The following is a 6,259-nucleotide window of genomic DNA, read 5'->3' as shown; positions in this document are numbered from 1 at the left end:
GCCCGTTCAAGGGCGGGGCCGGCGTTCGGCGTGATCCCGGTCGGCGTGATCGCCGTCGGCGGCCGCCGGATCAGAACCAGTGCAGGCAGTGCGGGGCGCGCTCGGCGCGGAACAGGGCGTCGGCGAGGACGGCCGCGCCGGGGCGGTGGGCGCGGATGTGCCCGGCCCGGACGAGTGCGCTCGGGGCGGTGCCACCGAGGTAGACCGCGCCCAGGTCCCGCACGTCCAGGGACAGGTCGGGCTCCCGGTCCGTCGGGACGCACTCGGCCTTCCCGCCCCGGACGGTCAGCAGGTACCGGTGGTGCTCGCCGAGGAACGGGTCGTCGACGTCCAGGACCAGCTCTCCGTCCGTGAACCAGGCGCGCGAGGTCAGCGCGCGCGGTACGTCCAGCAGCCGCACCCACAGCCAGTCGGTGTGGTTGCTCAGCTGGCCCGCGTTGAAGTCCGCGAGCTGCCAGCGCAGTGGGTGGTCGGGCGGGTGGTGACGGAACGCGACCTGGGCGACCAGGTCGTGGCCGAGCACGAACCGGGCCAGGTCCGTGTAGCCGGCGTCGTCGACGGCGACGGTCTCGTCCACCGTCAGGGTGTCGTCGCCGATCCAGTAGCTGGCGTACCCGTCCGGGGTGCCGTCGGCGTCGCGGTGGACGGCGACGTAACGCGGCGTCGGGGCGATCGGGACCTGCCCCGCGCCCAGCTGCCACCAGCGGCGCGGCCGGGACAGCGCGCCGGGCTGGACGCGGCGGTAGCGGTCGTAGACCTCCTCCACGACCTCCCCGCACTCGGCCCGCCGCAGCAGTTCGACCGAACCGCTCACCGGCGCCCCGGCCCCCTGCGCCCGGGGAGCGGCGAAGGCGGCCTGGTGCCGCTGCACCGTGAGTCGCTGGGTGTACGTCGCCGGTCCGTAGCCGAACCGGCCGTAGATCCCGGCCTCGGAGGCCAGCAGCACGGAGAGGAACTCCCCCCGGGCCCGCAGATCGGCGAGCTGACGCCGCATCATCGCGGTGAGTATGCCCTGGCGACGGTGGGTGGGCAGGACGCCGACGGCCGTCACCCCGGCGACGGGGACGACGACCCGGCCGGGCAGGGTGAGCTCGAAGGTGTGCGCACCGGCGGTGCCGACGGGCCGTCCGTCCGCCGTCACGGCGAGCAGATTGCGGTCCATCTCGGTCGCCGCCCACCAGACTCCGCCGCCGTTCGCGTCCGGGGTGTCCGGGAAGCGCCCCAGCGCGGCGTGGAAGGTGTCGACGAAGGTGCCGAGGTCCTGGTCGGTCGTGGAACGGATCTCCATGCGGCGCTGCTGCCTCCCCGCGATACCGGCGCCACCCGTTGTGGCGCTCCCCGAAGTGCAGCGTTACCGCGCGGGCCGGTCAACCGAATTACCGGCGGCCGGGCTTCCGGAGCGAAACGCTGCACAAAGGCTGCGAGTGGTCTCGCCGTTCCGAAACGCTGCACAGTGCCGGTGTGACCACGCGAGCCCACCCGCCCCTCGCCGCAGTGCCCGCCCCGGCGCCCGCCGCGCCCGTCCCGGTGTCGGCCGCGGAGTTGGGCGCCCTGGTCGCGGCGGTGGCCCGGGGCGACCGGACGGCGTACACGCGGCTGTACCGGGCCGTGGCGACCCCGGTGTACGGGATCGCGCTGCGGACGCTGCGCAGCCCCGCCCACGCCGAGGAGGTGGCCCAGGAGGTGCTGCTGGAGGTCTGGCGCACCGCCGCCGCCTACCGGCCGGCCCGTGGAACGGTCATGGCCTGGGTGCTCACCATCGCCCACCGCCGGGCGGTGGACCGGGCCAGGGCGGCGCGCGCCGCCGCCGACCGCGAACTGCGGGCGGCCCTGCGGGAACAGCCGGTCCTTGAGCCGGCCACCGAACCGGTCGCCGAGCAGGTCGAGCGGACCTTCGACGCGCTCCGGGTGCGGTCCGCGCTCGCCCGGCTGAGCGGCGTCCAGCGCGAGTCGCTCGTGCTGGCCTACTACGGCGGGTACGCACAGCGCGAGATCGCCCGGATCCTGGGTGTGCCGCTGGGCACGGTGAAGACCCGCACGCGGGACGGGCTCCTGCGGCTGCGGGCGGCCTTCGACGGGCTCTGACACCCGGGCCCGGCAGAGGATCATGGGAACGGCGAAGGACGCCGGGACGTCGAGGGCGCTTCGGACTTCCGGAGGAGGGACACGATGGGTGCCGACGAGGCGGGCATGCCGACCGGGAGCGTGGCCCGACTCCTCGGCGTGTCCCCGACCACGGTCCGCTCCTGGGAGCGCCGCTACGGCATCGGCCCCTCCCGCCGCGCCCCCGGCCACCACCGCCGCTGGACCCCCGAGGACATCGCCCTGCTCGAAGCCATGTGCCGCCTGGCGGCCCGCGGCGTGCGCCCGGCCGAAGCCGCCCGGGCCGTGCTGGCCGCCCACCGCGCGGCCGCGCCCGGGGCCACGCCCGCAGCCTGGCCATCGCCGGCCGCCGGCCACGGCCCGAGCGGCGGCCGCACGCTGCGGATGGGCGCGGTCCGCCCCGAGTGCCGGGGCCTGGCCCGGGCCGCCGTGCGTCTGGACTCCCCCGAGGTCGCCCGGATCCTGCGGGAGGCGGTGGACGCGCTCGGGATCGTCGCCGCCTGGACGGAGGTCATGATGCCCGCGCTGCGCGCGACCGGACGCAAGTGGGCCTCCTCCGGCGAGCAGTACGTCGAGGTCGAACACCTGCTGTCCTGGCACGTGTCCACCGCCCTGCGCGCCGTGGCCGTACGGCCCACCAGGACCCGGCCCGTGCCGCCCGTCCTGCTGGCCGCGATGCCCGACGAGCAGCACAGCCTCGCCCTGGAGGCGGCCGCGGCGGGCCTGGGCGAACGGGCGCTGCCCTTCCGGATGCTGGGCGCGGCCGTCCCGCCCGGGGCGCTGCTGGACGCGGTGCACCGGATCGGCCCGGGCGCCGTGGTGCTCTGGTCACAGCTCCCGCTCACCGCCGACCACGGGCTGGTCCGGCGGGTGGCCGACTCCACGTGGGGCCCGCGCGGTTCCCGCGGCCGGGCGCTGGTCCTGGCCACCGGCCCCGGCTGGGGCCGCTCCGGCCTCCCGGACGGCACCGCGGGCCCGCGGACCCTGGCGACAGCGCTCGACCTCCTGGAGCGGACCGTCACCGCGTGAGTCGGGCCGCCGGTCGGTTACCCCGATCGGGTGAGCCAGACTCCAGAGACAGCCACCCGATCGAGTGATGACGGGCACCCTGCCCGTCGAGGGCGCCGCCGACACCGAGCCGGGTCCCCGAAGACCGCAAGCGTTACATTGAAGCGGAGAGGGACGTCGCTCCCGAACGGGGTGGCTGATGAGCTCGATCACCGACTGGCTGAGCGGACTGTCCGGCCCGGTCGTGTACGCGGTCGTCGGCGCTCTCGTGTTCGCCGAGGACGCCCTCTTCTTCGGCTTCGTCATCCCCGGCGAGACCGCCGCCGTCCTCGGCGGGTTCCTCGCCAACCAGGGCAAGGTCTCCATCGGCTGGCTCGTCCTGGTCGTGGTCTGCGCCGCCATTCTCGGCGACTCCACCGGCTTCGAGATCGGCCGCCGGATCGGCCCGAAGATCCTCGACACCCGCCCCATGCGGCGCCATGCGGACCGGATCGGCCAGGCCCAGGACCTGATCCGCCGACGCGGGCCGGCCGCCGTCTTCTTCGGCCGGTTCGTCGCCTTCTTCCGCGCCATGATGCCCGCCCTGGCCGGCACCTCCCGTATGCCGTACCCCCGCTTCCTGCTGTTCAACGCGCTCGGCGGCCTCATCTGGGGCGCCGGGTTCACCCTCCTCGGCTACTTCGCCGGAGCCGCCTACACCCAGGTCGAGGGCGCCGTCGGCCGTGCCCTCGCCCTCCTGATCGCCGCATTCGTCGTCATCACCCTGGTCGTCTGGCACCTGCGCCGACGCAGGTCCGAGGCTCGCACCCCGACCCGGGACGACCAGGACGACCAGAACGACCGGGGCGACCGGGGCGACCGGGGCGACCGGGGCGAGAATCCCTGACGCCGCACCGCCGGGAGCGGGATCCCGTAGCCGCTTCCCGGATGCCGGGAGCCCGAGGTTCTCGGGCAACCGCCGGGCGCCGACGGTCACCGGTTCGAGTGGAGGTGGGCGCCCGGCAGCGCGGCTTCCGGCCCGGGGTTACGGTCGAAAGGCCGACGGCCGCCGGCCGCCGGAACCGGCACCGTGCCGGGCCGGGCCGCCCGACCTCGTCCGCCCGGTTCGGAACCGGACATTCGGGGCAGCCGTCCCGAATCCCGCCTGCCGAAGCCCAGGCCCCGGAAAGGGGAACGAGCCATGACCACACCCGACGACCACGGAACGCAGCCGGACCAGCCGACGCAGGAACGGTCCGCCGAGGAACGCGCGATCACGGCCCCGACCCCGCGCGATGTCCGGGCGAAGGCCGAGGGCCGGGTCGGGGCCCGGGAGCGCTCCGCCGAGGAACGCTCCATCACGGCGCCCACCCCGGCCGACGTCCGGAAGAAGGCGGAGCCGGACGACGACGGGGAACCCGAGCCGCCCGCAGCAGACGCCGCGGCGCCGTAACACCGCCGTCTGCACCGCCGGAGGGATCGAGGATTCCCGGGTCGCCGTCCACCTCGCCGGCGCGGGCACGCCGCGGTCGACAGGACGCCGATGGCCGAGCACGGCTGGAGTCGTTGCCGGACACTGTGCGGTGGCAGTGCCGGATGGCTGCTACCCGGGAGACATGACCTCGTAGAGGTTTCCGGCGTCATCGGTGAAGTACAGGCCACGAGGGCACAACGGGTGGTCGATCCGACCGTTGTCGGGCTCGTTGGGATCATTGCCGTAGGGCACTCCGGCGGCGCGGAGCCGGGCGAGGATGCCGTCGAAGGATGACGGGTCCACGTCGAAGGCCAGGTGATGGCCGACCGGATTCTCGACGAACATGAAGTCCAGCGTCAGGGAATCGTTGACCTGCACCGGCGCGAAATGCCGATCCGCACCTCGATAGTGCAGTCCCATGACGGAGGCGAAGAAGCGTGCTGCCGCCTCGTTGTCGACGGCTGGAACGATGGTGTGGTTCAACGTGATGGACATGTTCCGCCTCTCAGATCCGGACCGGCTGGGGCAGGACGCCGTGCAGGAAGACGTCGACGAGGTCGCGCACTCCCCATTGCGGCGACGCATCCGCTGACCCGCCTCCTGCCGGCGGCATGCCGGTCCCGGCGAACAGGAGGCCCAGGAAGATCAGTGCTGCCTGCTCGGGAGACAATCGCAGCGATTCCCGCTCAGGCTCGAAGATTTCGACGAGCGCCTCTCGCACGGGCAGGGAACCGGCCGCACGATCAGGCGTGCCCCCCGGGCTGCCGGGACGGCCACTTCGGCCCCGCCCGCCTGTCGCGTGAAGCGCACCGAGCACCGCGCCGACCCGGTCCAGGTGGGCCTGCAGTGCCGAGGCAGCCTCGGTCAGCCGGGCGGCGAGCGGCTGGTCCATGGACACCAGGGCGAGTTCGGCAAGGGCGTGGTCCGGGCTGAGCGCCTCGGTCACGCAGGCGTCCAGAAGTTCCGCCTTGTCCGCGAAGACACGGAAGATCGTGCCCTCCCCGATGTCCGCGGCCCGAGCGACCTGGCGTGTCGTCACCGCGCTGCCGTGCTCGATCACGAGGGGAAGCGCAGCACGAACGATCATCTCCCGGCGGCTGTCGGGGTCCATCGCTGGTGCTCTTCGCCGACTGGGTCCTGTCGCCATGGACGCCAGTATCGGAGTGAGCACTCACTCCGGTCAAGAGGCCATCGGCACAGGGCGTGAGCCGGGACCGGCGGCCGTCCGGAGCAATCCGCCGCGCGGCCGGCTCCGAAGACCGGGTGCGGACCATCCGCGCACCCGACGGCACCACCTGCGAGGCCCCACCCGTGACCGTATCGATCGCCCTGTTCACCCAGGACCTGCGACTGCACGACAACCCCGTGCTGCACGCCGCCACGGCCGCGGCCGACCAGGTCGTCCCGCTGTTCGTCCTGGACCCCGCCGTCGAGGGCGCCGGGTTCGCCGCGCCCAACCGGCAGGCGCTCCTGGCCGACTGCCTCGCCGACCTGGACGCCGCACTGCGCCGGGCCGGCTCCCGGCTGATCGTGCGCCGCGGCGAGCCCGCCGAGCAGACGGCCCGGGTCGCCGCCCAGGCCGGTGCCGCCACCGTGCACGTCGCCGCGGGCGTCAGCGCCTTCGCGCACCGGCGGGAGGCGCGGCTGCGCAAGCACTTCGGCGAGCGCCTGCACGTCCTCGTCGCATCGCTGACC

Annotated in this window: 8 protein-coding genes; 5 read left to right on the top strand and 3 right to left on the bottom strand. The window is 74.3% G+C overall.

All coding sequences use genetic code 11. The features are described 5' to 3' along the window. Nucleotides 1–70: 70 nt before the first annotated feature. The gene (locus tag ACFU7Y_RS37925) at nt 71–1,288 is read right to left on the bottom strand and encodes a GNAT family N-acetyltransferase (RefSeq protein WP_224282737.1); all 1,218 of its coding nucleotides are present in this window, start codon (nt 1,286–1,288) and stop codon (nt 71–73) included. Nucleotides 1,289–1,494: 206 nt separating this feature from the next. Here ACFU7Y_RS37925 and ACFU7Y_RS37920 point away from each other — a divergent pair, with 206 nt between their 5' ends. From ACFU7Y_RS37920 to ACFU7Y_RS37905, 4 genes are all read left to right on the top strand, one after another. Next, nucleotides 1,495–2,085 carry a sigma-70 family RNA polymerase sigma factor gene (locus tag ACFU7Y_RS37920; RefSeq protein WP_374120045.1) on the top strand — a complete coding sequence of 197 codons (591 nt, stop codon included), beginning with the start codon at nt 1,495–1,497 and terminating at the stop codon, nt 2,083–2,085. A gap of 84 nt (nt 2,086–2,169) precedes the next feature. Next, complete coding sequence (locus tag ACFU7Y_RS37915) at nt 2,170–3,132, top strand: MerR family transcriptional regulator (RefSeq protein WP_380771079.1); 963 nt, start codon at nt 2,170–2,172, stop codon at nt 3,130–3,132. 178 nt (nt 3,133–3,310) lie between these two features. After that, nucleotides 3,311–3,997 carry a DedA family protein gene (locus ACFU7Y_RS37910; RefSeq protein WP_380771078.1) on the top strand — a complete coding sequence of 229 codons (687 nt, stop codon included), beginning with the start codon at nt 3,311–3,313 and terminating at the stop codon, nt 3,995–3,997. Nucleotides 3,998–4,291: 294 nt separating this feature from the next. Further along, complete coding sequence (locus ACFU7Y_RS37905; RefSeq protein ID WP_224284800.1) at nt 4,292–4,543, top strand: hypothetical protein; 252 nt, start codon at nt 4,292–4,294, stop codon at nt 4,541–4,543. A 150-nt stretch (nt 4,544–4,693) separates the two neighbouring features. Here the strand turns inward: ACFU7Y_RS37905 and ACFU7Y_RS37900 are convergent, their stop codons facing one another. Both ACFU7Y_RS37900 and ACFU7Y_RS37895 read right to left on the bottom strand, forming a co-directional pair. Next, nucleotides 4,694–5,059 carry a VOC family protein gene (locus tag ACFU7Y_RS37900; RefSeq protein WP_224284801.1) on the bottom strand — a complete coding sequence of 122 codons (366 nt, stop codon included), beginning with the start codon at nt 5,057–5,059 and terminating at the stop codon, nt 4,694–4,696. 10 nt (nt 5,060–5,069) lie between these two features. Next, a complete protein-coding gene (locus ACFU7Y_RS37895) occupies nt 5,070–5,675 on the bottom strand; it encodes a TetR/AcrR family transcriptional regulator (RefSeq protein ID WP_380771077.1) in 606 nt (201 codons plus the stop codon). Nucleotides 5,676–5,875: 200 nt separating this feature from the next. Between ACFU7Y_RS37895 and ACFU7Y_RS37890 the strand changes: the two genes are divergently transcribed. Further along, a partial coding sequence (locus tag ACFU7Y_RS37890; RefSeq protein ID WP_380771076.1) for a deoxyribodipyrimidine photo-lyase occupies nt 5,876–6,259 on the top strand: 384 nt, incomplete at its 3' end.

Source organism: Kitasatospora sp. NPDC057542, assembly GCF_042801945.1.
In the GTDB taxonomy this organism is placed as follows: Bacteria; Actinomycetota; Actinomycetes; order Streptomycetales; family Streptomycetaceae; genus Kitasatospora.
This window is presented reverse-complemented; position numbering and strand designations above follow the sequence as displayed.

What these genes read in the sequence shown, in the direction of transcription:
- ACFU7Y_RS37915 (WP_380771079.1), top strand. Translation starts at nt 2,170, where the DNA reads ATGGGTGCCGACGAGGCGGGCATGCCGACCGGGAGCGTGGCCCGACTC.
- ACFU7Y_RS37905 (WP_224284800.1), top strand. Translation starts at nt 4,292, where the DNA reads ATGACCACACCCGACGACCACGGAACGCAGCCGGACCAGCCGACGCAG.
- ACFU7Y_RS37910 (WP_380771078.1), top strand. Translation starts at nt 3,311, where the DNA reads ATGAGCTCGATCACCGACTGGCTGAGCGGACTGTCCGGCCCGGTCGTG.
- ACFU7Y_RS37925 (WP_224282737.1), bottom strand. Translation starts at nt 1,288, where the DNA reads ATGGAGATCCGTTCCACGACCGACCAGGACCTCGGCACCTTCGTCGAC.
- ACFU7Y_RS37895 (WP_380771077.1), bottom strand. Translation starts at nt 5,675, where the DNA reads ATGGACCCCGACAGCCGCCGGGAGATGATCGTTCGTGCTGCGCTTCCC.
- ACFU7Y_RS37900 (WP_224284801.1), bottom strand. Translation starts at nt 5,059, where the DNA reads ATGTCCATCACGTTGAACCACACCATCGTTCCAGCCGTCGACAACGAG.